Origin of the sequence: Salinigranum marinum, from assembly GCF_024228675.1 — an archaeon.
Lineage (GTDB): Archaea > Halobacteriota > Halobacteria > Halobacteriales > Haloferacaceae > Salinigranum > Salinigranum marinum.
This window is the reverse complement of the sequence record NZ_CP100461.1, coordinates 322,956-348,571: the sequence shown is the minus strand read 5'-3', so window position 1 is coordinate 348,571 and position 25,616 is coordinate 322,956. Positions and strand designations below refer to the sequence as shown.

At 55.4% G+C, this 25,616-nt stretch carries 24 protein-coding genes and 3 pseudogenes; 14 read left to right on the top strand and 13 right to left on the bottom strand.

Annotated features, from left to right (window positions below; translation table 11 throughout):
* Positions 1-76: 76 nt before the first annotated feature.
* From NKJ07_RS01565 to NKJ07_RS01555, 3 genes are all read right to left on the bottom strand, one after another.
* Positions 77-1,366 carry a glycosyltransferase family 4 protein gene (locus tag NKJ07_RS01565; RefSeq protein ID WP_318568843.1) on the bottom strand — a complete coding sequence of 430 codons (1,290 nt, stop codon included), beginning with the start codon at positions 1,364-1,366 and terminating at the stop codon, positions 77-79.
* 181 nt (positions 1,367-1,547) lie between these two features.
* Positions 1,548-2,615, bottom strand: coding sequence for a glycosyltransferase family 4 protein (locus NKJ07_RS01560; protein WP_318568842.1), 1,068 nt, complete (start codon positions 2,613-2,615; stop codon positions 1,548-1,550).
* Between the two features lie 90 nt (positions 2,616-2,705).
* Positions 2,706-4,157 (bottom strand): flippase, encoded by a 1,452-nt coding sequence (locus tag NKJ07_RS01555; RefSeq protein WP_318568841.1) that lies wholly within the window; start codon positions 4,155-4,157, stop codon positions 2,706-2,708.
* 316 nt (positions 4,158-4,473) lie between these two features.
* Here NKJ07_RS01555 and NKJ07_RS01550 point away from each other — a divergent pair, with 316 nt between their 5' ends.
* Positions 4,474-5,466 (top strand): transposase, encoded by a 993-nt coding sequence (locus NKJ07_RS01550; protein WP_318566693.1) that lies wholly within the window; start codon positions 4,474-4,476, stop codon positions 5,464-5,466.
* Between the two features lie 302 nt (positions 5,467-5,768).
* On the opposite strand, the pseudogene NKJ07_RS01545 reads toward NKJ07_RS01550, so the two are convergent.
* The 3 genes and pseudogenes from NKJ07_RS01545 to NKJ07_RS24565 form a co-directional block, all read right to left on the bottom strand.
* Positions 5,769-6,943: pseudogene (locus tag NKJ07_RS01545) on the bottom strand (ISH3 family transposase).
* Between the two features lie 125 nt (positions 6,944-7,068).
* A pseudogene (locus tag NKJ07_RS01540) lies at positions 7,069-7,800 on the bottom strand (sugar phosphate nucleotidyltransferase).
* 153 nt (positions 7,801-7,953) lie between these two features.
* Positions 7,954-8,235 carry a DUF8112 family protein gene (locus tag NKJ07_RS24565; RefSeq protein WP_484593992.1) on the bottom strand — a complete coding sequence of 94 codons (282 nt, stop codon included), beginning with the start codon at positions 8,233-8,235 and terminating at the stop codon, positions 7,954-7,956.
* A gap of 247 nt (positions 8,236-8,482) precedes the next feature.
* Here NKJ07_RS24565 and NKJ07_RS01535 point away from each other — a divergent pair, with 247 nt between their 5' ends.
* Together NKJ07_RS01535 and NKJ07_RS01530 are read left to right on the top strand one after the other, a co-directional pair.
* Positions 8,483-9,640, top strand: coding sequence for a glycosyltransferase family 4 protein (locus NKJ07_RS01535; RefSeq protein ID WP_318568840.1), 1,158 nt, complete (start codon positions 8,483-8,485; stop codon positions 9,638-9,640).
* A gap of 50 nt (positions 9,641-9,690) precedes the next feature.
* Positions 9,691-10,062, top strand: a pseudogene (locus NKJ07_RS01530) (dTDP-4-dehydrorhamnose 3,5-epimerase family protein); the annotation flags it as partial.
* Positions 10,063-10,157: 95 nt separating this feature from the next.
* Here NKJ07_RS01530 and NKJ07_RS01525 read toward each other — a convergent pair.
* Entirely contained in the window at positions 10,158-11,189 is a 1,032-nt protein-coding gene (locus NKJ07_RS01525) for a restriction endonuclease (protein WP_318568839.1), read from the bottom strand.
* Positions 11,186-11,587 (bottom strand): DUF8112 family protein, encoded by a 402-nt coding sequence (locus tag NKJ07_RS24560; RefSeq protein ID WP_484593988.1) that lies wholly within the window; start codon positions 11,585-11,587, stop codon positions 11,186-11,188. Before NKJ07_RS24560 ends, NKJ07_RS01525 begins: the two co-directional genes overlap by 4 nt.
* A 332-nt stretch (positions 11,588-11,919) precedes the next feature.
* On the opposite strand from NKJ07_RS24560, the gene NKJ07_RS01520 reads away from it, so the two are divergent.
* The 5 genes from NKJ07_RS01520 (at position 11,920) to NKJ07_RS01505 (ending at position 14,656) form a co-directional block, all read left to right on the top strand.
* On the top strand, positions 11,920-12,129 hold the full coding sequence (locus tag NKJ07_RS01520; RefSeq protein WP_318568838.1) for a winged helix-turn-helix domain-containing protein: 210 nt from the start codon (positions 11,920-11,922) through the stop codon (positions 12,127-12,129).
* A 479-nt stretch (positions 12,130-12,608) separates the two neighbouring features.
* The gene (locus tag NKJ07_RS01515) at positions 12,609-12,755 is read left to right on the top strand and encodes a hypothetical protein (protein ID WP_318568837.1); all 147 of its coding nucleotides are present in this window, start codon (positions 12,609-12,611) and stop codon (positions 12,753-12,755) included.
* Positions 12,748-13,386: an HNH endonuclease gene (locus tag NKJ07_RS24360; protein WP_425504707.1), complete on the top strand. Its 639-nt coding sequence runs from the start codon at positions 12,748-12,750 to the stop codon at positions 13,384-13,386. Before NKJ07_RS01515 ends, NKJ07_RS24360 begins: the two co-directional genes overlap by 8 nt.
* Before the next feature lie 86 nt (positions 13,387-13,472).
* Positions 13,473-13,958 carry a type VII toxin-antitoxin system MntA family adenylyltransferase antitoxin gene (mntA, locus tag NKJ07_RS01510; protein ID WP_318568836.1) on the top strand — a complete coding sequence of 162 codons (486 nt, stop codon included), beginning with the start codon at positions 13,473-13,475 and terminating at the stop codon, positions 13,956-13,958.
* The gene (locus tag NKJ07_RS01505; RefSeq protein WP_318568835.1) at positions 13,955-14,656 is read left to right on the top strand and encodes a HalOD1 output domain-containing protein; all 702 of its coding nucleotides are present in this window, start codon (positions 13,955-13,957) and stop codon (positions 14,654-14,656) included. The genes mntA and NKJ07_RS01505 overlap by 4 nt, the downstream gene beginning before the upstream one ends.
* Before the next feature lie 165 nt (positions 14,657-14,821).
* On the opposite strand, the gene NKJ07_RS01500 is transcribed toward NKJ07_RS01505, so the two are convergent.
* Complete coding sequence (locus NKJ07_RS01500) at positions 14,822-15,310, bottom strand: winged helix-turn-helix domain-containing protein (RefSeq protein ID WP_318568834.1); 489 nt, start codon at positions 15,308-15,310, stop codon at positions 14,822-14,824.
* Positions 15,311-15,425: 115 nt separating this feature from the next.
* Between NKJ07_RS01500 and NKJ07_RS01495 the strand changes: the two genes are divergently transcribed.
* The 4 genes from NKJ07_RS01495 (at position 15,426) to NKJ07_RS01480 (ending at position 19,054) form a co-directional block, all read left to right on the top strand.
* Positions 15,426-16,226 carry a DUF8170 family protein gene (locus NKJ07_RS01495; protein WP_318568833.1) on the top strand — a complete coding sequence of 267 codons (801 nt, stop codon included), beginning with the start codon at positions 15,426-15,428 and terminating at the stop codon, positions 16,224-16,226.
* 331 nt (positions 16,227-16,557) lie between these two features.
* A complete protein-coding gene (locus NKJ07_RS01490; protein WP_318568832.1) occupies positions 16,558-17,781 on the top strand; it encodes an RNA-guided endonuclease InsQ/TnpB family protein in 1,224 nt (407 codons plus the stop codon).
* A 528-nt stretch (positions 17,782-18,309) separates the two neighbouring features.
* A complete protein-coding gene (locus NKJ07_RS01485) occupies positions 18,310-18,594 on the top strand; it encodes an AbrB/MazE/SpoVT family DNA-binding domain-containing protein (protein ID WP_318568831.1) in 285 nt (94 codons plus the stop codon).
* On the top strand, positions 18,587-19,054 hold the full coding sequence (locus NKJ07_RS01480; RefSeq protein ID WP_318568830.1) for a hypothetical protein: 468 nt from the start codon (positions 18,587-18,589) through the stop codon (positions 19,052-19,054). Before NKJ07_RS01485 ends, NKJ07_RS01480 begins: the two co-directional genes overlap by 8 nt.
* 375 nt (positions 19,055-19,429) lie before the next feature.
* Here the strand turns inward: NKJ07_RS01480 and NKJ07_RS01475 are convergent, their stop codons facing one another.
* The 4 genes from NKJ07_RS01475 to NKJ07_RS01460 all read right to left on the bottom strand — a co-directional run bounded on the left by NKJ07_RS01475 (position 19,430) and on the right by NKJ07_RS01460 (position 24,091).
* Positions 19,430-19,915, bottom strand: a complete 486-nt coding sequence (locus NKJ07_RS01475; RefSeq protein WP_318568829.1) for a DUF8154 family protein — start codon at positions 19,913-19,915, stop codon at positions 19,430-19,432.
* Positions 19,908-20,597: a nucleotidyltransferase domain-containing protein gene (locus NKJ07_RS01470; protein WP_318568828.1), complete on the bottom strand. Its 690-nt coding sequence runs from the start codon at positions 20,595-20,597 to the stop codon at positions 19,908-19,910. The genes NKJ07_RS01475 and NKJ07_RS01470 overlap by 8 nt, the downstream gene beginning before the upstream one ends.
* 199 nt (positions 20,598-20,796) lie before the next feature.
* Positions 20,797-21,843 carry a transcription initiation factor IIB family protein gene (locus tag NKJ07_RS01465; RefSeq protein WP_318568827.1) on the bottom strand — a complete coding sequence of 349 codons (1,047 nt, stop codon included), beginning with the start codon at positions 21,841-21,843 and terminating at the stop codon, positions 20,797-20,799.
* A 1,021-nt stretch (positions 21,844-22,864) separates the two neighbouring features.
* Complete coding sequence (locus NKJ07_RS01460; RefSeq protein ID WP_318568826.1) at positions 22,865-24,091, bottom strand: Cdc6/Cdc18 family protein; 1,227 nt, start codon at positions 24,089-24,091, stop codon at positions 22,865-22,867.
* 857 nt (positions 24,092-24,948) lie between these two features.
* Between NKJ07_RS01460 and NKJ07_RS01455 the strand changes: the two genes are divergently transcribed.
* Positions 24,949-25,197 carry an antitoxin VapB family protein gene (locus NKJ07_RS01455; protein WP_318568825.1) on the top strand — a complete coding sequence of 83 codons (249 nt, stop codon included), beginning with the start codon at positions 24,949-24,951 and terminating at the stop codon, positions 25,195-25,197.
* Positions 25,194-25,589: a PIN domain-containing protein gene (locus NKJ07_RS01450; RefSeq protein WP_318568824.1), complete on the top strand. Its 396-nt coding sequence runs from the start codon at positions 25,194-25,196 to the stop codon at positions 25,587-25,589. Before NKJ07_RS01455 ends, NKJ07_RS01450 begins: the two co-directional genes overlap by 4 nt.
* Positions 25,590-25,616 lie beyond the last annotated feature (27 nt).

Genomic DNA, 25,616 nt, shown 5'->3' with positions numbered 1-25,616 from the left:
GAACTATAACATCATGTTATCGACGGATTGAGGCTAGAAATTACGAATGTGGTATCAAGTCACTGCATAAAAACACTTATCCTACAGACCGTGGGTAAACCTCTGCAACCTTTTGATAATTTGCAACCAAATTAAATCGGCTTCTCGCAAGTTCAATATCAACAGTAATCCTATCCCTGAGTATATGCTCGACTGCACGCTTATATTGACTCTTATCATTTGGATCAATTAACAAACATCCTGATATGTCGTGGAATGTCTCTTTTATTCCGTTGATATCTGCCGCGATACAGGGTGTATTCATTACAAGTGACTCTTGAAGAATTTTTGGAGCGCCCTCATTCTCACACGACGGAAGGAGTGCTACCGCTGAAGCAATATCTATCAGCTCAGATATATAATCATGAGCAATATACTCCGGATGAAGATGAATATTTGACGATTCTTGAACGACTGATTCGAGTTCACGCATAAATTCATCGTGGTCTCGATGAGGCGGCGCACCCACAATTAGGAGATGAGTATCTTGGCATTCCAGTGCTGAATGGTGCTTTGCTAGTGATAATACACCCTTGCTCTTGACTAGTCGACCCGCATACAGAACGAGTTCTTTCCCCGCAAATTCATTACGAAATGCTGGATCAAAAAGGTCGGTGATTAACGAACTGCTCTCCACTGTCACCTTGCTCGGAACGAACTGATCTATGTTGACTCCAGTAGGGATTATGTGTGATTTGTGATTGATATCAAACCAACAAAGGTCTTCAACAAATTGAGACTCCGACTCTGATTTGAATATTAGTTCATCAACAAAATAACAAATAACAATATAATATATCATCAACACATAGGATAGTAGGAAGGGTAGTATATCCCTATTATTTCTTGCCTCTACCCGGTATTCAGTAGTCAACTCCTTTGGAAGTCCCCTTACTGAAATGACTGACCCGATGCCAGAAAGAAGTGCTCCACTAACCGCACAAATGGGGCCAACGAAATAATCAATACTGTGTATCACATCGAAGTCCTTCCGCATTATATATCGCCAATAGAGGAAGTGAAATAGAAACACCAGTGGATAGATTGGAAATAAGCGTGTATCTCTGTTATTTGTTAGAGGTACTATTGTCACATCTGGCGGAACTTCAGATAGTTCGTTTCCCTCACCGTTAAATGCACAGAATAGTATTATTTCAGACGTATTTTTGGATAATTGTGTGAGCCGCTCCTCAAATAAATCGTACATAACTCCGAATGAAACTAGGAGCACCACCGCGTCACTGTTAACAGAATTGCAGGAATGGCCTGTCCCACTGGTATCTGGACTAAGCCCGTTCTCAGTAAACTCTTCTCCGTTGCTTGCCATTGATGAATAGGGATATAGATTCGCCCTACAAACCATTTCTGATTCATGAGATACAAAAGTTAATGGTTAGATCTCGTGCTCTATGTTTGTCACTCAATCCTTCCTGAGACGAGAGATGGCCGAGAATGAAATGATTAGAGATGTTCAATAATATATGTAGCTACGAATTGTTGGTGCTAGGTTACCTGCTGAGAAGGCGTGAGTAAATCTCGGATGTCTTATCTGCGATTTCTGTCCAACTAAATTCCCGAACAACCCGTTCGTTGTAATGACCCATGGAATCCAAGTCCCTCTTACTGGCTTCCCTCATTGCGTTTCCTAACCCCTCGTTATCCTCCACTCCGTACATCAATCCTCCCCTCTCATCCAATAATTCAGGGATGCAACCAACACGAGGGGCGATAATGGCTCTTCCGAATGACATCGCGAGTATCAAACTCCCAGAAGTTGTAATTTTATTATATGGTAATACAACAGCATCAGCAGAATTCATGAAGATCTGAATCTTGTCTCCGGGTATAAAGCCGAAGTTGGTTTTGATTCGCTCGTCATTTAAAGCCTGATTCGTTATTTCTTCTTTGATTGATTCATCTACTGGATTCCCAACGATTAACAGGTTAGCACTCGAATTTTCAAATGACTTAAACTGACGAATCAAATTCGGGATACCTTTGTAGGGACGAATTTGCCCAAAAAACAAAAACACGATTGCTTCAGGATCAAGCCCAAGACTATTCCTTGCCTCTGTGGCTGATATGGTATTCTCGTAGTTGGATATGTAATGACCGTGAGAAATCACCTGAGTTCTGTTTCTAATATGCGCATCCGCAAGCTGATACTCATCCACGATCTGTTCTGAAACCTTCTCACAATGAATAAACATGAAATCACAAATCTTCAGTCTAATAAATACATGCTTGAACCACCTCTCAAGGAGCGGATGATCTGATTGATGTGACATAACGTTATGTACCGTCCATACAATTTTCACCCCTCTTATTTGTAGGGAAACTAATTGCAAAAATGTAAGGAGTATTCTGCCAACCGTCTTGAACAATGATTCTTCTAGTATATATGGTGTAAGCCAATGAAAATGAACGATTGAAACATTCTGATTTTCTCTCACTGTCTTATGAATCGGAAGGAACCTATCCCCAGTGTCAAACACAACTGATTCCGATAACGACTCAGCAAGATTTGTCTGATACGGGTTCCCGCTCCGATTGTCCGGCAAGAAAGCAACTGTCACTGTACGCAGAAATCTCCATGGCAAAAAAACTCTATCGATATCTCCGATTAAGTGCGATTCGGAGCTTGTTTATCATTCAATAAATGCGTTTCAGCCTATTTGACTAACGGCTGATCGGATTTTCCACGCTGGGATGAAGCCTGCCATGACATTCATACCCAGAAACAGTAGAAGTCCGACCGGCGGTGAAACAATCAAGGATATCAAGGGAGGAAAATTAGACCAAGAGACAAAGGTGAAGAAACAAACAGCGAACAATGACTGAACCAATACCAACTTAATTACCCAATCTTTAGGAACCAAGTCAAATGGTGAGTGAATCCAAAGAAGAAAATTACCAACAAACATAACCACGTAGGAAGTCGCGGTCCCGATCCCGGCCCCTATGATTCCGTACATAGGTATCAAAATCAGATTCAAAGAAATATTCACGACAAGTGCACAGACTGTTATTAACTCTGTTTGCTTCACCAACCCTGTGGCTTGAAATACGGGCGCAATCACTCTCGAAATACCGAAGAAAATCGTCCCAATTATAAGTAATTGTAATACTGTTGATGAATCTGTGTATTCTGGACCAAAATATATTGCAAGAAACGGCTCGGCGAGTGAAAATAGTCCTACTCCAAACAGTGCCAGGGATAATACCGAATACTTCACTCCTATTTTAATATTTTCGTTTATTTTGTCAATTTCATCATCAGACCATAGACTTGCCGTATGCTGGAGAAATGCGAGTTGTATGGCGGATGGGACAAACCAGATCATCTCAGCTGGGATTATTGCGCTCTGATAAAGAGCCGTTGACGTAGTACCTTCATAAAACTCCACGAGCAAAATATCGGATTTGTATAATAAGAGGGCACTTATCCCACCAATCAATTGATATCCACCGAATGAGACGAGTTCATGGGTGTATGAGGTTAAATCCGCTACTTCTGGGAGGCTATATGACGAGTATCTAAACAACAAAACCAGACCGAATCCAGTAAACACGACGAAGGAGAGTACATACGCTACAAACACTCCAAAGACATCATAACCGATATACGCTAGCAACAGTGCGAGAATAGAATACACAATCCGTTGGCTTACTTTTAAGATTTCACCAATGGATTCATGTTGAAGTCCATACAATGTTCCTCTGATGATAGCGAAAATATTTCTGAATAATACGAGACCGGCCAATATCCATACGTATGGAATGTATATATCGGGGATTATACCGGTCCAGGTAATTATTATTGCGATGCTTGAAACTATTAACGCGTAAAATACGCTAAGGCATAAGGAAGTAGAAACGATTGAAGAAATCGTATCTTTATCACCAATATATTCCGAAACCATTTTTCTAGTTGCATCGAATAGGCCTCCCTTGGAGATTAGGGTTACAATGCTATAAGCCGCGAATACACTTGCATAAACTCCATACTGTGGTTGTGAAATAATACGAACAAGGATGGGTGTAAACACAAACCCAATTATGATTCCAGCTACCTTCCCAGAAAATATGGATAGCACTGAACGGAGTAGTGAGGTCATGGACAGTAGCTATTACAATATTTTAGTAGCATTTAGTCTTCTCGGAGCACTTTGTAATTTATCTGAGATACATAACAGACTCTGATTTAATCGCAACGAGCAATGAAGCAGTTTTGACTCTCTCAATGTAAAGAAGGAACAAACGGACTTGGTCTAGTCTATACAGTCGCTCGGAAACTTCCGACGTTGTATGTCCTGCACCTCCGCAGTAACCTTCTGCTGCTTAACCAGAGTGGCCACTCAACCTCCATTTCTTCAGTGAGAGGGTGTCATAGAACGATTAGCACACCAAAGAGCAGGGTGAACGCTGAGGTGGATGAGTTCAGCGACCCTGCAAGATGATCCTTCGGTAGACTCGTTCTTCAATGCCGTGGAGACAGAGACGCTAGCGCTGTTCGAGCACCTCTCTTTCGAGTTTCTCGAAGAGTTCGACGTGTTCGCCCCGGCGAAGACGGGGCGAACACGAGACCACGAACCACCAGAACTGATGCGTGGCTTTCTCCACTGCTACTACAAGGACATCTACGGCATTCGTCCCGTTGAACGAGAGCTTCGGAACACGGTCGTCTGGCTGAGCTGTGGATTCGATCGACCGCCGTCGAGAGACGCGGTCGATCGCTTTCTCACCGATCTTGAACACGTCGTTGACAAGGTGTTCGACCACCTCGTCGAGCAGGCCGCCCGGCGCGGCCTGCTCGACTTGACCTACTGTATCGATTCAACAGACGTGAGGGCGATGCCCGCCGATCCAGACGCCTCAAAGTGCTACGATCCAACCGACGACGAGTACTACTACGGCTACGGCTGTACGATCGTCTCGACCGGGCAAAAGATCCCGATCGGAGCGGAGTTCACCGAGAGTAAGCAAGCGCCAGAAGAGACGGCGATGCGCGTCACGCGTGACGCGCTCGCCGTCGCCACACCGATCTGGATGGTCGGTGACAGCGCCTACGACACGCTCGACTGGCACGACCACCTGCTGACCGCAGGGGTCGTGCCAGTCGCTCCATACAACGCCCGGAACGCTGATGACCCGAAAGACATTGAGTACAGGGTCGAAGACCGCATCACCGAACACGGCGAGGACGTTCAGTTGAAGCAGTCCACGTTGGATGAGACGTACAACCGCCGTAGTGGAGTCGAACGAACCAACGAATCAGTGAAGGACTGCGGCCTCGGGCGAACGCACGCCCGAGGCCGCGTCCACGCACGGGCGCAGGTATTTCTCGCCCTGTGCCTTCGCCTCGTCGTCGCAATCACCAACTACGAACGTGGAGACAATCCGGGAAGTACCGTGATCACGGTGTGAGAACTCTTCTATGACACCCTCTCAGTGAGTCAACTTGCACGAGCCTCACCGTTAGTTTACCCTGCCCGCAGATAGTGAATGGACTCCTCTCCCTATTGATGAACGGTTAGCTTCAACTACAGTCGGTAGTTCCCATCGGTTCTACACGCTGACTTGATTTTCCACGGCGGAAGCGACAAGTTCGATCTCGGTACGGAGACAATAGCCAGCGAAAGGCGGTCTCACGTCAGTGAGAGCGCCGAATATGTGATGGCGATGCCTAGCAACTGCTCTTCAGGGGCACTCGCTGGACGCGGGCTCGGTCAGCCCGCGTCCAGCTGACCATACGTCGCGGGAATCCCCACACCATTGGTCGGTGCTTCCCACTTCCGGTGTAGCAGTTCGTCGAGCGTGTGGTTGATCCACGCTCGGAATACCTCGAAGCGGAACCACACGGGTAGTGCTCGCCCGCCGCGCCGCGGCGTGGCGAGCACGCCCCAGCGAACGATCAGCCACAGATTCCGCAACAGGAAACTCACCAGCACGAACACCAACCGAACGACCGGGTCGGTCGTGGTTGTGCGTGCACGCGCGCTTCGCGCATGGTTCGAAAGGCTGTCTCGATGGCTGATCGTTTCCGGTAGAGAGCCTCAACCTCCTTCGGCGTGCGATCAGCCAGATCGCACGCCATGTAGGCACGAACAAGCAGTCCGTGCTTCCCCCGCTTGCCCTGTCGGTAGGAGACACAGACAGCGAGCGGGAAGCGCAGTTCCCGCTCGCTTCCCTCGTACATTGTGTACTCCGTCCAGTAGGAGATCGACGTCTCTAGTTTCTCGGCCATCCGTTGGCCGCGTCGGATGACCGGGAGAACGACCGGAGCAGTCTCACGCAACCGCTGGATGCACGCCCCGTTGTAGAACCCGCGGTCACAGAGGAGACTGGCGACATCGAAGGGAAGTGCCGCGACGTGGTCGAGCAGTCGCTCGACCGCGTCGCTTATTGGTTCGTCTCCACGAACAGCAGTGACGGCGACGACGAGTGGTTTCGCCCGACAGAGGACGAATCCAGCGAGGTAGCGATGGCACTGTGAGGTGCCATCGCGGGGCGTCGTGTGACAGAGTTCACCGGGAGAGTGGTGTGGACAGCCGTGGTAGTGGACGTCGACGAAGTCAAGACAGATGATCCTCGGGCCGGGGCCGAGGATCATCGTCGCCTGTTGTCTGAGGAGGAGGTTGACGGTGGCTTCGAGTTCTTCAGGTGGGATGGTGTGAAGCTGAGCAAGCGTGTAGTCGTCGGAGTAGGTTCCACGAGTGCTGTCGGTGACCGCCTTGATCGAGGTCTGGTCAACAGCTGCTTGGAGGAGCGTCCGTCGGATAATCCCGGAGTCGAAGCCGCAGCCTTCGACTCCGGGTATCGGTAGCTCTGCGAGGAGGCCTTCCGCTAAGATTTCAAGGTCAGAGGCCGTAAGAACAGTGTCTGGATGGTATAAACACTTCATCAACACCCATCCAGACGCTTCCTGAGAATCTAACCACGACAGTCGTAGCTATCAGCTGACGTGATGGGAACTACCGACAGTAGTTAGGCTGTCTGTCTAACTGATACTCCTATTGACACAATATGTTACTCAGTCGCCAGCTCAGACCCTTCTCGCAACCACCGTTCAGCCTCCTCCCGATCCTCTGGATACCCGATATCCATCCGCCACCCATCGAGCTGAACGGCATCAATCGTACGCCCCGACCGGATAAGCGGTTCCACGGCCTCACTAATCTCGTACTCGCCACGGTTCGACGGCTGCACCAGCTCGCACGCGTGGAAAATAGCGGGTGAGAACGTGTAGAAACCAGTCATCATCAAATTCGACGGTGGGTCCTCGGGTTTCTCGACTACCTCGACGATTTCGCCGTACTTGTTGGTGCCACAGACCCGTAGCGGGAGGCGTCCTCCAACGGGACCTCCTCGACGAGGAACGCCGCGTCAGCGCGGTCCTCACGCTGTCGGCGCACAACGTCCTCGGGGTTCGCCTCGAAGACGTTGTCACCGAGCATGAGCATGAAGTCGTCGTCGGTGTGCTCCTGTATGGTGAGTAACGCGTGCGCCAGCCCCTGCTGCTCACGCTGGTGGGCGTAGGTGATCGGAATGCCCCGATACTCGTCACCGTAGTGGTCGATGATCTCCTGTTTCAGGTAGCCGACGACGATGACGAACTCGTCAACGCCGAGATCGGCCAACTCTTCGAGACGGTGGGTCAAGATCGGCTTGCCATCGACTTTGACTATCCCCTTCGGTTTGTCCTCGGTGAGCGGTTAGAGACGCGTCCCCCTCCCCGGCAGCGAGTATGACAGTTTTCATTCGTCTCGGACTTTCCGAGCTCGCGGTGTGAATCTCCTGATTCTCCGCAGATATTAAAACTGCTCCAAGCTATCTTATGTAGAATAAAGACTGCTTCCTGACCCGGCCGCGACATCACTGTGAGAGACTCGCTAGAGAATAGTAGTTTAACATTTAGGGACTGTGACGCCGTTCCTGCGGGAGCGAAACGACGGCTAACTGGGCGCCGACGAGTACTCCAGTTGTACCGCGCGTCGGCTTTCGAGTCCCTGACGGTGTACACGTTTCACAGTAACACCCCGCGAGCCAACATCGGGGTGTCTCTACGGCCCGGTACGCATACACGAACAGGCCTCCTCCCTCATACATGCTGGTACCACACGTGTCACAGAGCGCTTCGAGCGTCGCTAACCCAAGTGGAAGTCCAATGAGTACCTGTTCCGGTGTCGTCAACACCTGCGGGCAATGGGGGTCGTACTCGTCTGGGAGGTACCATGGGTGCAGGGACTCGTTATCAACCTGATTAGACGGTTTTCTACGAGTTATCTCGCATACCGAACTCTGCACACATGACGACCGGAGGGCTTCAGCCTCGCCATCCTCACATTATGATTCATCAGAGGTATCTCATTTGTCAATACCTTAGCCATTCATCTCAACGGACCGGAACAGTAAAACACACACTAAGACATGCGCGACACGAATGCGTGTTTGCTTCGTCTCCAACGTCGTCTTTCCGTTCGTCAAGGGCGGTGCAGAAAAGCGCATACACGAAATCGGGACTCGTCTTACAAACCGAGGTCACGACGTCACGGTCTACGGGCGGCACTTCTGGGACGGCCCGAAAGAAATCACCTACGAGGGAATGACGCTCCGAGCGGCAGCCCCAGGCGTCGACCTCTACAACAACGACGGCCAGCGCTCGATCACTGAGGCCATCGACTTCTCCGCACACCTTGTTCCCACGCTCCGACCGCACATCAACGACCATGATCTCGTCGTCGCGAGTGTCTTCCCGTACTTCCCGGTTCTCTCGTCGAAACTCTGCACCCTCCTGACGAACACACCATTGGTAACCACCTGGCACGAAGTGTGGGGCGACTACTGGGACGACTACCTCGGAAACCTCGCCATCGGTGGCAAGCTCATCGAACGAGTCACCGCCCGAACCCCACAGCACCCGGTCGCCGTCTCGGGGATCACAGCCGACAGACTCGCCGTCATCGGTCCCGATAGAAACGCAATCGATGTCGTGCCGAACGGGATCGGCGTCGGGCAGATCCGAAACGCACCACTGCCGACAGACTCATACCGAGCAGACGGCCAACCTGGGTTCGACGTCCTCTTTGCGGGACGACTGATCGAGGACAAACGCGTGGACGTTCTCCTCAACGCGCTCGACCGGGTCGCCGCACGCCACGATATCACACTCGGCATCATTGGGGACGGACCGAAGTCGGACGAACTACACGCACACGCGAAGCAACTCGATCACGGGGACCGTGTCACCTTCCTCGGGTTCTTAGACGAGTATGAGGATGTCCTCGGGCACATGCGCGCTGCACGCGTCTTCGCCTCACCCTCGACTCGCGAAGGGTTCGGGATCACGTACGCCGAGGCGATGGCTGCGGACTGCACGGTGATCGCTGCGAACCACCCGAGCTCGGCTGCCGATGAAGTGCTGGGAGACGCAGGCTATCTCGTCGATCCGACTGTCGACGGCGTCGCCGAGGCGCTCGATCGGGCACTCGCAGGGGAGCGTCCACCGGTGAACCCGACGGAGCGTGCAACCCGGTTCGACTGGGATACGGTGGCCGAGCAGGCAGAGACCGTGTATCGACGCGCGATTGACCGAGCGTGACTTCCGATACTCACGATCGTGTACCGAAGCGTTGACTAACACCCCGACATCAGTACGATCTCGAGCCAGTGAGGAGCTACTATTCTCTTGTCCTACCCGGGTCATCAGAGCGTGGCACCGCCATCTCCGCGGACAGACCGATCCCTTCATCTGTCCACAGCGACGGATCAAAGTCGGCTATAATAACGACTGGGACGCCCCCCAGACGGGGCGAGGTCAACAAGTTCGTCATCGGCGAGCACAACCAACAGGTGATCCGAATTCCCGGCGATTGCTGGCACGGGTTCAAACTTATCGGCAACGAACAGGCGATTCTCCTGAGTTCCCCGACGAACGTCTACGACTACGAAGATCCCGACGAAGAACGGTTGCCTCCACACACAGACCAGATTCCACTGGACTGGGACGAACAGCCACACTAAGATGTCCGATACTACGCCACTCGCTCTACGGACCTGTACACGACCCGTCGAAGCAGCAAATCAGACTCGTCTCTCAACCAGACTTCCCCAAGCCGCTATCGATACCACACCCCATACTCCTCCCCAATCCGCTTGAGCCGAATCTCCCCTGCTTCCACGAGCGACTCAAGATGGACCAGCACCGACCGTGAGTCCGTCTCGAGCGCATCTGCTACCTCACTCGTCGTCACGGGTTCCCCAGGTACCATCACGGAAAGGACCTTCTCATCCGTCAGCTCCGTTTCGTATTTGTGATCCTCGCCGTGGAGCGAAAGTCCCAGACCCCTCCCACGCGCGACGACCGCAGGACCGTCGACCAACTCGAGATCGCCGATTCGCTCAGCCCGCTGTGTTGCATCCATAGTGAATCCGGACGTCGTGACTACTCGAACCGTCGACGCCTCAAACTCGTCGTCAACTAAGAGCCCAGCGACTCGCTGGACAGTCTCGATGCCAACGTCACTGGCCGAATACCGTTTCACCTGGATGTGGACTCGCTCGTCTCCCTTCACGGCGACGACGTCGACGCCGCTGTCTCGGCTTTGTTTCGTGAGACGACACTCATACCCACTGGCCCGCCAGAGGTCCGCAACGTACTCCTCGAAACCACGGGGTGTCAGCCCATTCAACACCTCCAATTCACCCGTAGTCCGTACGCTCGCATCATCTTCTTCGCTCGATTCAGCCCGATCTGAGAGTATGGTAGAGCCATTTTGACTCCGAACGACAGCACGATCAACAAGTAGTGCCTTCGACCGACGCCGGGTTCCAGTGATCGTCTCTACCACGTCCGACTCGCGGACCGTACATCCCGGCAACGATGTGCCCATGTCATCGATTAACTCGTACGCATAGCGTCTGGACACACTGGTACATTCTCGAATTTCGTGGGGACCGACCGAAACCGTCTCGGAATCACCGCACTTCCCGAACGCGAGTTCCAGGACAGTAGCGTACTTCTCTTCCTTACTGTTCATCTCGGCACCGACAGTCGCGAGGGCGTCCACTCGTGTTTCGAGGCTCTCGACTGTGTCCTCGAGCGCAGTCAGTCGAGCAGCCAGCGATTCTCGACTCCCCGAGTCACTCATGGTGCGGACCCTCGCGTCGGTGGTGAGAACGACCGCAGTGTCGGCGTGGACACACAGAGACTGTGACGCTGTTCGCGTGGATGCGACACGACCGCCAACTGGGCGCTGACGAGTACTTCAGTCGTCCCAAGCGTCGGCTTTCTGATCCCCGACGGCGCACACGTCTCACAGTAACACCCCGCGAGGGACCATCGCGGTGCCTCTGCGGCCCGGTACGCGTACACGAACACGTCCGCTCCCTCACCCATGCTGGTACCACATGTGTCACAGAGCACTTCGAGCGTCGCTAACCCGAGTGGAAGTCCAGTCAGTACCTGCTCCGGTGTTGTCAACACTTGAGGGCAGTCAGGGTCGTCTGGCTGGTTCCACGCGTGGACGTGGTCGTCGCTGACCGTCATCACACAGCCCCCTCAAGAGTCTCTTTCACCCCGAGTTCGAAACACGCGAAGCAGGGGAGTGGTTCAGTCTCGACACCCTCACACCACGACTTGTTACACGTGGTCTGGTCGTCAATATCCTTTTCAGGACGTGCGGTTGTAGTTGTCATTGCTTCTCTTGGCTGAGAAGTGCGAGTCGGGTGCTGCAACACCCGGCTGAATTTAAACAGCAAACTCCTCAACCAGCGATAGCACCTGTGATGTCATAAGCTTTTACAACGTAAAATACGATGTGTTTCTGAGTGCAAAGCGTATACACTATCAAGTACGTGCGCATACTATGTGATACTCAAATGGATTCTTCGGATGATTTGGACGAATTACATCGTGAAATACTGAGGGAACTAAGCCAAGGCCGTTGTACGCCGAGCTATTTGTCTGAACTCACCGGAGAAAGTAGACAATTGATATCTCAAAGACTGAGAGACTTGGTTATGGCGGGGTACGTTAAGAAGATCCACAAAGGACTGTACGAACTCAGCGAAGACCCCCGAGACGACTAATCTACGCCCGGTAGAGCATCTTCTTAATTCACAATTGAACACACCGTCTTAAGCCGGTTTGAAGAGCCGTGTGGGGTCGTCCGTGACCGGGTGACTGTGGGTTGATGTTTGGAGAATCCCCCAGCTTGATGTCAGTCATCCGACGGGGGTCCGGGCTACCAGAGTACAAATCGCTGCACTAGTGACAGGGATCGTCTGCAGTCGTGGTCCAACCAGCAGTGGACAAGAAGTCAGTTGTTAAGCACAAAGCGAAACGTACAGTGTTGAAGTTGGAGAACCCTCTGGGAGAGTGGATTTCTGTCTCTTGGAGGCCCAGGCCTGGTGACGCAAATACTAGGCAGAGTCTTTGATGTACTGAACTTCCGAAGAAGCAGGCTTGTATGAAGACGCTTAGTGATAGTTTCTAAAAGTTAGTAAAAGTGAGTATCACTATAAAGAACTAAGTAATACTAAGTGTATAGGCATCGAAGAGCAAAAGCATGGTCAAGTATCAGTTCCAGATTGATGATGAGAAGTGGGAGAAGTGGAAAAACACCGTCCCTCGCTCGAAGAGCCTCGAACAGCGAATAACCGAGTTAATTGAGGCTGACACGGAGGGGCGAGTCCAAGACCCCGACGATGGTTGAAAAGAACCAACGCTGTGAATACTGTGGGGACAAGTTTCGTGGTATTGGTGGCCTCCACAGTCACCAGTCGGCTGTCCACGACGAGGAAACCTCAATCAATATAAGATGTACCTGGTGTGGGGAGGAAATGGAAATTCGAGAGTGGGAATCAGAGGGACGACATTACTGCTCTCGGGAGTGCTCCAAGGCATGGAATCGGTTTCTGAGACAGGGCAAAAGACACCCGAATTACAATGGTGGGGTGACCACTCGTGGTCGAGATTACGACCTTATCGCGACGATAGTCCATTCCAGAGATCGTGAGTGTCGACGGTGCGGTGCCTCAGAGTGCGCCAGTGGCCGAAATCTACATATCCACCACATCATACCCGAGTCTCAGTCGGACGACCCGCATGCCTTCTCGAACTTGATTGCCGTTTGTGACGAGTGTCACAGAGTATTGGAACGAATGCCGAAAGATCAACAACTGGCTGAATGTGGGATTGAGTCGGTGGACGCGCTGGAGTTATCGATCGAACTTCGAGAGCGGTACGAATCGGTGAAGGAGAACATTTCCGAACGCCGTACCGGGCCCGACCCGTGTTTACAAATGTTCGCCGAGGCTCAAAAGGTACTGAACGAGAGAGAGTAAGAATAATTGAAGCGCAGTAAACCGCGGGATAGTAGCCGGACGCTGCCACCGGCGTTTTATATGAATCGCAAACGTGTGTCTCAGTGATGAGGACTCTTGCATCGAGTACGCTCGATGTCTGTTTCGATCTCGAGGCGCTTCAGACCGTACTCCGGGAGCATCCAATTCGGATTGCAATCCTCTTCGGTTCCCAGGCAACCGAGACGACTCACGAGCAGAGCGACATCGATATCGCGGTCGAATTTGACGACCACCAGCCCGCTGATCCGAACTACAATGACGTATTCCTCGGCCTGAGTGCCGACATCAGTGACGCACTCGAATCTAATGTGGACCTCGTCGATTTGCAGACTGTCCAGCCCCAACTCGCAGCAGCCATCTTCGCCAACGGGGTTCTCATCGTCGGTGAGGAAACCCACGCCGACGAACTCCGACGCCAGCTCACGGCGACTGAGTCGGACCTGCAGTCGCCTCGCGAACGGTTCGATGCCGCTCTCGACAGAATCGACGATCATCTCGACGACACCACGACTGACGTCCCAGCGACGGGTATGCCAGCGGACGATGGATGACAGACGGTGGACTCCCATCCGACCGTCTCAACAGGATTCTGACCGCCGTCGAAACGATCGACGAGAGTCTGGGTGTTCTCACCCGAAAACAACGCATCAGTCGTGCAGACTACAAGACTGATTCGGATACTCGCGATATCGTCGAACGGCGGTTCGTCAAGATGACTGAGGCCGCCATCGACATTGCCGAAGAACTCGTCAAATACGACCGCGGACAGCCCCCGGGGAGTGTTTCACGGTTGACGGCTATCGAATCACGGCGACGTCGAGCAGTGAGGTCACTGTGCAGCGACAGCCGACGGCCGATGGGGGCGTCACGGACGAAGGCGCGTTTCAGGTCGCGCTTGCTGGACTCCTCCAGGAAGCAGCGGCCAACGGCGTCGACGTTCGGGGCGGGTGGCCGGTCGAGAGGCACGATGCCGAGCGGGCGTGGGACGTCGAGATTGTGGGGGGTTTCGAGGCGGTCGACCGCAACGATCGACGACACTGAAGTCCCCGCGCCTGCGATCGTCGACGCAGTGGCCGAACGTGAGGGCGTAGACGAGGCCGGCCTCCATTCACTGTACGACGCGATCGGTCCAGATATCCTCGAAATCCTCCACGAGAGTGATGCCGACTCAGGCCAGAGCGTGACGTTCGAGTCTCATGGAGACAGCGTGACGGTTCGGTTAGATGGGTCGATCGTTCTCGATGGGTAAACCCCCTGGCCCGGGTCTGAGGGACACCGCTTGTCGGTCTCACGACTATCCATTGGGCAACTCGTCCTGATGGTCGGGTATCAGGCGAGGTAACGGTCCGATTTCGCCTCCGGCCACGTTTCCTCAACCTCAGTTGAGTGTTGAAAGCGGTGGTTCGCCGACGAACTATCGGGTTGTCCCACCATCGACGGTGCCGAGATCGGGCTCGTCAAACTCGAGGGCTTGCGCAACAGCATCCGGAATCTCCGGTCGAGGCGCCGATTCGTGGCGCTCGACTTTCTCGGTCTTCCGCGTGTTCTCGTAGAGGGCGCGTGCGACCGGGAGGCCACGGAGATACTTGTAGTCGTGGAGGATCTCGACGCCTCGCTCCGTGAACCCGTAGAACTGGGAAGGGAGATCACGTTTTCCCTCACTTGGGTCGTATGTGTAGCGTGCGAGGAGCCCGGCGTCGATCAACGTCTCCAGCTGATCTTTGATAGCTGCTTGGCTCTTTCCAGTCATGTACTCGAGTTCGGCGAGCGACATCAGATGTGCGGGGTGGCCCAGCAGCTCTTGGATGATGAGATGGCGCGTATCCTGGGACAGCAGCTTGAACAGCCGCTGTTGTTCCGCGAACGGCCCTGCATCGGCCGCACCAGTGTCGGTTTCGCTCATATGTGATGGTACGAGGTAGGGCGCTATAACAGTTAGGGTCATCCAAGTTGGTTAAATCAGAAAAGGCCAAAGTGATTCAGAAAGAAATAACAGGTGTGGTTTGAATCGGCAGTTAATGACAGACCCAAGCCCGCCGCCGGATGCTGGGGACATTATGACCGTTGTTCACGAGGCCGTCGGGGGCATCGAGCTTGAGCCTGCAGAGAAACGAGAGGTTTGGCGGTTCACACAGCGCGAATTGCCGTACCTCTGGAGTCAGCGGACATCGTATTTCATCCTGGGGAGCTATCGCGACCCCTATCTCCGCCGGCTCCGCGCCGTCCAGAACGAACTCACGAAGCAGCTCGGTGCCTATCCGTTCATCATGGGTGATCTCCTCGAACTCCCGACTGACCGGCTCAATACGTTCGATATTATGTTTTCGTTGCTCGCGACCTACAGCGACTACATCGTCGGGGTATTCGAGAAGGAGAGTGGTGGTGAGGCTCCTGAAGTGGGCGAGATCGATGACCCGCCGTGTTTCGACAAGTCGTACGTGTTCCCGCGCGATTACGCGTGGGTGACTGACGAGAACCTCGACTCGAAACAGCACGTCGTTCAGGCCGCTCTCGAGATTGCGTTCGCAGACGATCTGTCGGAGGATGCAGTCCAATCAACGGTTGATTCGCTTGTTGATCGCGCACGAGAGAGCGGGCTTGACATCGACGAACAGGAGGTTTGGGATGTGGTCGACGATCGGCTAAATACGGGGGCAGAGCCAGCGACGTACAGCTGGGTCCATCTCAACAAGTTCCGCAAATTCGAACTCCACAATCGGTGCTTCCCGTGGACGACAGAGGCGGAACTCCGCACTGTGGTTGGCGACCTCCCGTCCCCAACACCACGTCCTGAGTGGGAAGCACGTGGGGAACGGTGACCGAGCGTGCCCTCCTCGCTCGGCTACACACCCATCAGAGTGGGTTGATGTGGTAGGTTACCTGAATTGAGGCGCTAAGGCCCCTTCTTCAACGAGCGACCGAAGGGAGCGAGTAGGTAGGGAATACAGCGCTGCACGGTTCTCAGACACGATTCCGGTGGCAGGCCCACGCAATCGCAACAACCATACGTACAGATGCGCATAGTGCGTATGGAATGAGACGGAAGAACATCACTATCCGCGAAGACCAAGCCGAGTGGATTGAGGAGAACCACCTCAACCTCTCATCGTTCGTTCGCGGAAAACTCGACGAACTCATCGAAGAACGCTCGTGAACTACAACTACAGGTATCGACTTCGACCGTCCGACGCACTCGAAGAACAGTTAGCGTGGACTGTCGATACCTGTAGGCAGGTCTACAACCACTTCCTCCACCGTCTCAACCGCACTGACAACACCTCGGCATACAGCGAGCAGAAACTCTTGCCGAGCCTCAAGAAGTGGTGGAGTGACCTGAAAAGCGTTCACTCGAAAGTTCTTCAGAAAGTCGTTCAACGCTTGTACGACAATCTCTCGACGCTTCGTGGACGCAAAGAGAACGGCTACCGCGTCGGGACGCTCAAGTGGAAGGCACCGGGCGAGTACCGCAGTTTCACCTACAGTCAATCCGGCTTCAAGCTCAAGAACACGAGCGGTCGGACGCGACTGTGGCTCTCGAAACTCGGAGATATCCCACTCACTTTCCACCGCGACCTCCCCGACGACGCCGACATTAAGACCGTCACCGTCAAGCAGGAACCCACCGGGAAGTGGTACGCCATTCTCGGTGTCGAAACCCCGGACGACCCACCGGAGAGGCCTGAGACTCCCGAGAAGTGCGTCGGCATCGACGTGGGGATTCTCAAGTATGCTCACGACACCGACGGCACCGCCGTCGAATCCCTCGACCTGTCCGACGAGCGCGAGCGATTGGAACGCGCTCAACGGAGCCTATCGCGGAAGGAAGACGGGTCTGCGAATTGGGAGAAACAGCGCCGCGTCGTGGCCGAACGCCACGCCGACCTGAAGAACAAGCGGCGGGACTTCCTCCACAAACTCTCAACCTACTACGCCCGAGAGTACGACCTCGTGGCCGTGGAGGACTTGGACGCGAAGGGGTTGGTCGAACTGCCGGGCAACTCGCGGAACCGGGCAGGCGCGGCGTGGGGGACGTTCCTGCGGATGCTCGAATACAAGTGCGAGCGGGAAGGAACGCACTTCGTCGGCGTAAATCCGAGAGGGACGACGAAAGAGTGTGCGTCCTGCGGCGTTTCGACCGAGAAGCCGCTGTGGGTGCGTGAACACTCCTGTCCGGCGTGTGGGTTCGAGGCGGATAGAGACGCGAACGCGGCATGGAACATTCTTTTTCGCGGTATCACAAAGCGGTTAGGAGCGGGACGCTCCGAATCAACGCCTGTGGAGACTGCGCTCCCTGTGTCCTCGGTTGTGGATGCAAAGCGCGTCGTGGAAACAGGAAGCCCCACTCTCAAGCGTGAGCCGTCAGACGAGCGGTAGGGTGGGGTAGTTCACTCCGCCCGGGTCAACTCCCCCGGGGTACTCGCGCTGCCGCGCTCGTTGAGGGCGGGGCTTGCACGCCGGTTCGTCGGGTGGGACTCACCCGCTCGCAGTCGGCTTGTCGCGCAGGGCCAGACGCCAGCGGCAATTCAACTGTCGGTGTCCTCCACTCACTCTACCCCCGGTGGACACCGAGCGACGGAGGGGCACATGGCGTCACGTTCGCTTCGACGGATCCGACTTCGGGGCCGGTTGACCGCGACCCGTCCATACCGAGAAACGCACCGTGGCCTCGTTGGCACGCCAGCCCTCGTGGACTGTCTGTGGCCCGCCATGGACGGTCAGACGGCTGTCGCGCGCCCGGTTGTAACCCTTCGCACGCGCTCCTCCCCCCTACTCGCTCACTCCGTTCGCTCCGTGAGGAAAGGGACTCCGCGCCCGCGCAAGTCGACCCCACGTCTCGACGAGCCCCGTCGTCTCTCAATCATGAGCAGAACGACTATAACTTTTCCCACCTAAAGTGGGAATATGACCAAAGTGGATTCGAAGGGGCGAATCGTCCTGCCGAAGAAGATTCGGGATCGTCTCGGGATCACTCCCGGCACAGAAGTGGACATCCACGAAGAAAACGGAAAAGCAGTCGTTGAGCCAGAAGACAACCCCGAAGACGTCCTTCGTCGGATGAACGAAATGATTGCAGAGTTCTCGAAGGAGAGGGGAGACACTAAACCGCTCTCGGATACTGCCGACCCAATCAGCGAGGATTTCCGTAGAAACATCCGAAAAGGTGCGAAAGACACAATCGATGAGTGACGACACTGAGCCGTATCTGTTCGACGTGGGTGTTATCGCTCTCGCCCACGCTGACACACCAGTTCAAGAGAATGCACTTGAGTACATCCGTGATGCTGTCGCGGGAGAAATTGAGGCGATTGTTCCCCGTACCGCAGTTCTCGGAGCGCACCATGTGATGCGGAACCATCTCGGATACTCGAATAGAGAAGCATCCAAACTGCTTCAGAATTTCTTGAGTGCGAAACGAGTTCACTGGTACGATGGAGTATCAGAGGCTCTTGTCCACGAGTCTCTGTCTCATGCAGGCGACGCGAACGTTGAGGCATGGGACGGGTACTACGCTCAGGTGGCAATTGCAGAAGGTGTGAATACCGTGCTGACGATCGACGCCGACTTCGGACGATTCGATGCGTTCGACACCGAACTCATTCTCTCACCCGCCGAGTTTGACGAACTAAACCAATTTCTCGGAAACTGATTGCACAGTTAATTCTGTCGTGGCTGCGCGCGCAGCGACCACCGAGAGCGAGCACGGAGCGGTGAGTGGGGAGGGGGGTGCGGGCGGTGGCCAAAAAAAGAAGAACCAGCCGGCCCGCTCAGGCCAGCCGATCTGTCAGTACGTCCTCGATTTCGAGCGTCCCGTCTCTCGTCTCGTACGCACCGACCATCCCTGAGAGTAGCCACTCACCTTCCGCTTCGACGTCGCCAGGACCGCACTCGTCGCATCCGCGACATCCTATTGAGTTATCATATTCCCCTCTATCAGTCGATCTGCCGCGTACACTGTTGCAGCCGCGATGGTCACACCGCAACGTCCCCCCGGCTGCACACCCGTTCTGGTGCTCCGATGAACTCACTCACACCGACACTCGTGCCGCTTCGATGACTGATTCACTACGAAGTCATGGGTTTCGCTGGCCAGGGCGAACACCTTCTTTGCGCGTTCGTTCGTCGCGAGCCCGTCTTGGTAGTAGGTCTTCGCCCGGTGGCTTCGCCACAGGTCCTGGAGATTTCCAGCGACATGTTGAGAGAGGATCCCACGACGAGCGGCTTCGGTGTACACACCCGGATGTGTGCCAGGCAAATCTCGAGCGTTGACACCACCCTCGAGAAGCTTGAACTCGATCACCCGCTCGATCGCAACGAACGAGGCTTCGACGACGAGCGTATAGAATCCTTGTTCCAGGAGCGTCTCGGCCCCAGCGAGTAGTCGGCATGACTTTCGGAGCTGGAGGACATCTGCTTCGTCCGTCTCCAACCCGTCTTCGATGTCGATGGGCTGCCGGTCGAAGGCTGCCTGTACCTCGTCGATCAGCGTCTCCATCCTGTTGCTACTCACCTGACAACACCGCCGTTCGAACCCGTTGCATGGCGTCACCGCCATGGACGGTAATCCCCTCTCGGAACATCTCTTTGAGTTTCTCGTCAGCCCGACAAGCGCTCGCTTTGGTTTCGACGAACGGTTCGAAGGTGTACCGATCGCCGTCGAACGGCTCCTCGCCCAGCTCGCTCGCAACCGTCGAGACGACACGGCGTGCGACGGTCCGGTCTCCTTCGACGAGCACGAACACATCGATGTCGCTCTTCCGGTCGGCCTCCCCACGGGCAACGCTCCCGAACACGAGGACGCCGACCAGCTGTGAGACGTCGTCTGCGTCGCCGAGCGCTCCCTCGATTCGCTCGACGAAGGCCCTGAGTGGCGCGCGGTACTCGGGCTGTTCGATACCGAGGATCGGATCGTCTTTCTGCAGCGCCGAGTGACTGATCGAGACGTACTTCCGTTGTGGGGTTTCACGCATCGTGACGACCCCGAGTTCGTCGAGGAGGTTGACGGCACGCCAGACCGTCGACCGGCTATGCTCGGTGGCCGTGGCGAGCGTGTTCATGGTAAACTCCGACTCGTGCGCGTCGGCGAGCAACCGTAGCACGTCATCAGCTGCTCGGATTCTGAATATCGCCGTGTCGTCTCCCGGATTGAGTCGTAAACACACCTTTATCCCTTGTTTTATATAGTCGGACACTATTTGATTACATGCAACAACGGATAATAAACGTGACGAGGATGGAGACGAGAGCACACAAGCGTCGGGTTTGCTCATCCTCGGAGGACGGTCGTGGCTGCGCGCGCAGCGACCATCGGGAGCGAGCACGGAGCGGTGGGTGGGGAGGGGGGCTGGGACCGGGGGTGGTGGTCAAAAAAAGAGGCGCCAGCCGGCCTGCTCAGGCCAGCCGACTCGCCATCACGTCCTCGACATCGCGCGTCCCGTACGCCGTCTCGTACGCACCGACCACCTCCCGGGAGTAGCCACTCACTTTCGACTTCGAGGTCGCCACGACTGTACTCGCCGCGTCCGCGACGTCCTGTTGAGTTATCGTCTTCCCCTCAGTCAGCCGATCGGCCGCGTACACCGCCGCAGCCGCCATCGTCACACGTGCCGTGCCCGGACCGAGACACGCCCCGTCGGCCACATCGAGCAGGAACTCGCCGGCTCGTCTGAGTTGGAGACACACGTCCAGCTCTATCCCCTCGCGCTCGCCCAACACTTCGACGACCGCGTCGACCGCCCACGCCTGGGTTGGAGGCACTTCATCCATCAAGCCAAGTTCACAGCGCAGCTTCCGCGCCGCCGCGCACACCCGTTCGTGAGAGGTCTTTGCGTGCACCGCGACCTCCTCCGTCGTCCGTCTGAACCCGGACTGGCTCGTCGCCACATAGACTGCCCCGGCCGCGAGCGCCTCCCAGGCCATCCGCCCACCCGGGAGCCGCGCCTCTGACGCTTGCTTCAACAGTGCCGCCGCGTCCGCGGCCACATAGCCTGGGAGCCCGAGGTTCCCGACGATCATCTGGATGTCGCGCAACCCCTCGTTCAGCCGAATCGCTCGTTTGGACTCCATCTGGAAGCGCTTGTGTCGCATCCGCAGTCTCCCGTAGAAGTCCTTCTGCGCCGTCGATAACGTGTTCCCGTACCCATCGGTAGAGAGAAAGAACGTCGTGTGCAGGCCGCGATCGACTCGAAGCGATGTCGTCATCTCCAGACTCCACTCAACGGGTCCGCTCCCCACCTCGCCGTGTTTGTGCAGACTGGGGCTCATCCCTCGAACAAGGGCGTCCTCGTCGACGACAAGCCCACACCCCGCACACACCGTCTCGATCGCCTCTCGAACCACCCGTCCACCGCACTCCTCACACCGTCTCGTCCGCTGTTTGTGCGTCTGTTCGTCGACTCGGTCCGAACCTTCTTGTCCGATTGCGTTGGTACTAGCCATTGGTCACTTCCTGACCGAAGGCGCGCTCCACCGCGTCTTTCTGCGACACTCAGCTCCACCTGAGTTCCAACCACACACGACCAGTCATCGCCGACACTGCACCGTACTGCGCGTCTCGCTCGCGCCTTCGCGCGCCCGGAGGGCGCGAGCGAGACGGCCCTCGGAGTGAAAACACCAGCCGCGCGCGCCGAGAGCGGGGGCCTGAGCGGCCAGCGGCAAGGTGGTTCGCGGTTCGGCCCGTCAGGGGCGCAACCGCAACCACACTTGCCTGCTGGCGCACCGGGAAGGTGCGAGCGAAGCGTGGCGCGAACATCGTGAGCGCCACGAGGTGAGCGGCGTAGCCGCGAACAGGGCGAGACGTGAGCGGAGTTCCCACGAGTGCAGCGAGTGGGTGCACGGAAGACGAGTATGGCGAGTCTTCCGGAGCGAACGTCTCGAAGCGAACGGCGTCAGCCGTTCATCGGCCCCGCTCCGTGGAGGCGAGCGAAGCGCGGAACGAACGCAGTGAGTTCCGCGAAGCGAACGGCGAGAGAGCGGAACGGAGTTCCGCGGCCATTCGAGCCGTGAAGCGCGGCGAGGCGTCGACGTTGAGCGACTAGAGAGTGGAGCGACGACTGAGCGCTCAGGGGAGTCTCGATATCCACCACACCGAGACGCGCACCGACCAGCGACACGAGCAGGGGTGGGACTGAACGGGGCCGGGCGCTCGACGACGGCGGGCGAAGTCTCCGCGAACAGAGTGAGCGGAGGCTCGAAGCGACTGCGTCGCTTCGGTGTAAGCACTGGAGGCGAACGAACACCGTGAGCGAGCCGAAGCGCGCAGCGAGCCCCCCGAGTCGAGCGCTCGGGGGCGTTCAAAAAAGACTCGAGCGGGTTCATGTCGCTCAGTGCACGGACCACAGCGAGCCCACCTCGTGTCTTGGTCTTGATGGGCAATAGTGGGCACGTGTTAGGTAATGAGTCATAGTGGGTACCAAATTGAGGGTAAACGCTCGAGACCTGCGAACCAACGAGGGCGGATCTATTCACCGATCTCTGATAGTCTCGAATCACGTTGCAAGACACGCTTGACGATCGGTGCGTCCTCGAGCAGCCGATGGGTCGCGTACATCCCACGTCCTCGACCACGACCACGCCGCTCGGATTGAATCACGTTGAGAAAATCTTGTTCTTTGAGAATCTCTTGAACTCGCCGTTCAGACAGCGGTTTCACATCGAGTGTCTCGGCCAGCGTTCGATACGCCTTGAATATTTTCTTGGTCGAGAACTCGCTTTCCGAGTGTGACTCCGTGAGGTGCGTCAACGCGTACAAAATGAGCTTCGCCTGTGTTGGTGCACCATCGATGAGTTCGGCAAATCGATCAGCCTCTGTCTTCTCTTTCGCGGCATGAACGTGTTCAGCCGTGACCTGATCGTCACCGTTCCTCGTCGCCAGGCGGCCAGCGTTACGTAAGATGTCGATCGCCTTGCGAGCATCCCCGTGCTCCTGCGCTGCGAGGGCTGCGGTGAGTGGGATGACGTCATCCGTCAGCACACCTTCCTGAAACGCATCGCGGCGATGTTCGAGGATTTCGCGGAGCTGGTTCGCATCGTACGGTGGACAGACGAGCTCGTCGTGTGCGAAGCTCGATTTGACGCGCTCTGTCAGCTGCTCGGGAAAATCGATTTTGTTCGAGATACCGATGATACCGATGTTCGACGAGGATATTCGACGATTCTCACCCGCTCGAGAGAGCTTTCTGAGGACCTCGTCGTCTTGAAGCATATCGATCTCGTCGAGGATGATGATCACTACGTCGGTGCAGCTGTCGAGAACCTTCCACAATCGAGTGTAATAGTCGCCAGTGGCGAGCCCCCGCTCAGGTACGGTAAATCCCGTTCGGTTCGGATCGTTGATCCGCCGGGCAATCGTCTTGATGACCGAGGCTTCAGTGTTCTGCTCACCGCAGTCGACGAACACAGTCGAAACACGCGTGTCGCCTCGTGCCGCTTCTGTGACCACCCGCTCGCTCACACTCCGCGAAGTCAAAGTCTTTCCAGTCCCCGTCTTTCCGAACACGAACAGGTGCGTCGGTTCCTGGCCAAAGATTGCTGGGTTGAGTGCATCCGCGACTTCTTGCATGTGCTGGTCACGACCGACGATTCGCTCTGGACCAGGGATGTGGGTGATCTTGAGGAGATCCTCATCAGCAAAAATTGGCTGTTCGTATCTGAACAGCGGGTCCCGGTCGAGTTCCTCATCAGTCATAATCCATACTCTCCTCTTCATAGTATAAAAACACGGGGTAATCCCGCGTGTGTATTTGTGTTGATAACACGGTATTGGACGATTCTGTAGTCTGAAATCAAATTTGGTTCATATTAACCATACTCGCGAGTGTAAACCCGAAGTGGAGTACGGAACTGACTCAGGCAAACGAACGCTGAACGCGAGACACACCTCTATCGCGAGTGTAACTGTCGGTGGAGTGCATGCGTCGTATCCAGTCGCCTTCTACGGACCGGATCGCAGACTGGTGTGAACGCGTGTTGCTCTGCATTCTTACCCGGCCCAACGGATTTCCGTGACCTTCGGTGGGGGTAGCTGTTAACCAGCTAATCCACACCCGGATGTTACACTCGCGACGGTAGTGTGTGAGTTCCTTGCTCAGATACCGACTTCGACTGTTACACTCGCGACGGTGGTGTGTGCTTTCGTCTTCCGTCTTCATTTGAGTGATACACTCGCGACACTGGTGTCCCCCATCCTCCAGTTACTCTTCCAGGGGCACCTCAGTCAACAAAGAGCCAACTCCGATTTCGAGTGGTCGTCACCACCAACTGCACCGAACCGTTGGGACTCAGTATCCGCTCCTTGCTGATGGATTTGCTTCCCGCGGTGTATAGATCACAGCGCGTTGTCGAGCCGCACTCGGTGGACGGCGTTGGCTCGACCGGCCGAACGGGCTCGACGAGCAACTAAAACACGTCAGCATCGGGGACCCGCTGTTTGACTCCGAGCGAGACTCCCTCGAAAACGTCGTACGCGTCGACGTGCACCAGGACGGCGAAAAATAATCAAGTAGCGGAAGCTACAAGTTGCGTTAACACCCACGTTAACGTGATATGGGGAGTGCAGACGACCACATCCGAGTGAGCAAGCGGGTAAAAAAGATGCTCGATCGGCGGAAGCGAGAGGGTGAGAGCTACAACGACGTGATGGAGCGCGTTCTTTCGGACGATCGAGACCTCCTCGCAGGCTTCGGTGCGGGCAAAGGAACTGACCGTCCGGAGAAAATGCGCGAGGTGCACGAAGATGGAAAGAAGGAGTCGGCAACGAATATCGAGCAACTGGCCCAGGGCCGCTCCGAATGAGAGTTCTCGACACGACGTTTTTGATCGACTACGACGACGGCGTGATTGACACCAAAGAGTACCTGCTCGATCACGCCGACGACGAATTTATACTCCCGTCGGTAGTCCTCACCGAGTTCCTTCTTGGGGACGTCCACAGCACGGCTCCGACCGATCTGGCTGCGATGCAACGGAACGTTTCGTGGGCCGATATCTATGAGATTTGCGAACAGACGGCAGTGACGGCAGCTGAGGTCGCAGACGATATCGGTCCACGGGGACCCCAACTCACTGCGATCGATGCTCTTGTGGCGGCCGTCGCACGCGACGTCGGAGGGACCGTCGTCTCGAACGACCGGGATCTCACCCATTCCGAGACGAAGAAGGTAGTTACTGTCGACGAATACCGTTGAGCCATTAGCGGCACTGCATCAGACGTG

What these genes read in the sequence shown, in the direction of transcription:
- NKJ07_RS01485 (WP_318568831.1), top strand. Translation starts at nt 18,310, where the DNA reads ATGACCAAAGTGGATTCGAAGGGGCGAATCGTCCTGCCGAAGAAGATT.
- NKJ07_RS01500 (WP_318568834.1), bottom strand. Translation starts at nt 15,310, where the DNA reads ATGAGCGAAACCGACACTGGTGCGGCCGATGCAGGGCCGTTCGCGGAA.
- NKJ07_RS01515 (WP_318568837.1), top strand. Translation starts at nt 12,609, where the DNA reads ATGGTCAAGTATCAGTTCCAGATTGATGATGAGAAGTGGGAGAAGTGG.
- NKJ07_RS01505 (WP_318568835.1), top strand. Translation starts at nt 13,955, where the DNA reads ATGACAGACGGTGGACTCCCATCCGACCGTCTCAACAGGATTCTGACC.
- NKJ07_RS01465 (WP_318568827.1), bottom strand. Translation starts at nt 21,843, where the DNA reads ATGGCTAGTACCAACGCAATCGGACAAGAAGGTTCGGACCGAGTCGAC.
- NKJ07_RS01565 (WP_318568843.1), bottom strand. Translation starts at nt 1,366, where the DNA reads ATGGCAAGCAACGGAGAAGAGTTTACTGAGAACGGGCTTAGTCCAGAT.
- NKJ07_RS01550 (WP_318566693.1), top strand. Translation starts at nt 4,474, where the DNA reads ATGAGTTCAGCGACCCTGCAAGATGATCCTTCGGTAGACTCGTTCTTC.
- NKJ07_RS01525 (WP_318568839.1), bottom strand. Translation starts at nt 11,189, where the DNA reads ATGAGTGACTCGGGGAGTCGAGAATCGCTGGCTGCTCGACTGACTGCG.
- NKJ07_RS01480 (WP_318568830.1), top strand. Translation starts at nt 18,587, where the DNA reads ATGAGTGACGACACTGAGCCGTATCTGTTCGACGTGGGTGTTATCGCT.
- NKJ07_RS01535 (WP_318568840.1), top strand. Translation starts at nt 8,483, where the DNA reads ATGCGTGTTTGCTTCGTCTCCAACGTCGTCTTTCCGTTCGTCAAGGGC.
- NKJ07_RS01495 (WP_318568833.1), top strand. Translation starts at nt 15,426, where the DNA reads ATGACAGACCCAAGCCCGCCGCCGGATGCTGGGGACATTATGACCGTT.
- NKJ07_RS01455 (WP_318568825.1), top strand. Translation starts at nt 24,949, where the DNA reads ATGGGGAGTGCAGACGACCACATCCGAGTGAGCAAGCGGGTAAAAAAG.
- NKJ07_RS01460 (WP_318568826.1), bottom strand. Translation starts at nt 24,091, where the DNA reads ATGACTGATGAGGAACTCGACCGGGACCCGCTGTTCAGATACGAACAG.
- NKJ07_RS24360 (WP_425504707.1), top strand. Translation starts at nt 12,748, where the DNA reads ATGGTTGAAAAGAACCAACGCTGTGAATACTGTGGGGACAAGTTTCGT.
- NKJ07_RS01520 (WP_318568838.1), top strand. Translation starts at nt 11,920, where the DNA reads ATGGATTCTTCGGATGATTTGGACGAATTACATCGTGAAATACTGAGG.
- mntA (WP_318568836.1), top strand. Translation starts at nt 13,473, where the DNA reads ATGAGGACTCTTGCATCGAGTACGCTCGATGTCTGTTTCGATCTCGAG.
- NKJ07_RS01450 (WP_318568824.1), top strand. Translation starts at nt 25,194, where the DNA reads ATGAGAGTTCTCGACACGACGTTTTTGATCGACTACGACGACGGCGTG.
- NKJ07_RS24560 (WP_484593988.1), bottom strand. Translation starts at nt 11,587, where the DNA reads ATGACGGTCAGCGACGACCACGTCCACGCGTGGAACCAGCCAGACGAC.
- NKJ07_RS01555 (WP_318568841.1), bottom strand. Translation starts at nt 4,157, where the DNA reads ATGACCTCACTACTCCGTTCAGTGCTATCCATATTTTCTGGGAAGGTA.